This is a genomic window from Bradyrhizobium sp. WSM4873, from assembly GCF_055811355.1.
This window is the reverse complement of record NZ_JBVVPS010000111.1, coordinates 1-756: the sequence shown is the minus strand read 5'-3', so window position 1 is coordinate 756 and position 756 is coordinate 1. Positions and strand designations below refer to the sequence as shown.

The following is a 756-nucleotide window of genomic DNA, read 5'->3' as shown; positions in this document are numbered from 1 at the left end:
AGGCTGAGCCGGGCATCACCTCGGCGCATGCGAGCATTCGGGCAAGAACCGTCTGGACGATTGTCCTCGGCTTTGCCGCCGATCCACTGATGCGTTGGAGTTGGCCGGACCCTGGACAGTATGTTGGCAGCATGACTCAGTTCATCGAGGCTTGTGGCGGACGGGCATTCGAGCATGGCACAGCCTACGTCACGGGAGAGAGCTGCGCCGCGGCCCTGTGGTTGCCTCCTGGCGTCCAGCAAGATGAGGATGCACTGGACACCATCATGGCGGTGTCCCTGCGCCCGGAAATCAGCGAACATATGGCACATCTGCGCCAGGGAATGGCCGAACATCATCCCTCCGAGCCACATTGGTATTTGCCCCTCATCGCCGTCGATCCGAACTGGGTCGGACGAGGGCTTGGCACATTGCTGATGAAGTACGCTCTTCAAAGATGTGATGAGCAGGGCGTCGCAGCCTACCTTGAAAGTTCGAATCCTGAGAACATTCCGCTTTACCAACGACACGGATTCAAGATTATTGGAGAGATACAGCACGGCTGCTCGCCGCCACTCACGCCGATGTTGCGAAAGGCGAATTGAGCGGAATTCGGCGACGCTTCGCATGCTTCGGCTCCGAGAGCGTCCTTGCACGCTCCGAGCTGAGGCGCATTGCCTCATCCAGAATGTTCTGGGCAAGTTCTCGGTGGTGATAGGGGCGGTGCCATCAAAGTGGTTCAGCGGCGTATGGCGGGAAAGATCAGCATGGGCGCGC

1 protein-coding gene is annotated in these 756 nt (G+C 59.1%); it reads left to right on the top strand.

The window, feature by feature from the left end; all coding sequences use genetic code 11:
• A partial coding sequence (locus AC0L21_RS37965; RefSeq protein WP_473267108.1) for a GNAT family N-acetyltransferase occupies nt 1-584 on the top strand: 584 nt, incomplete at its 5' end.
• Nucleotides 585-756 lie beyond the last annotated feature (172 nt).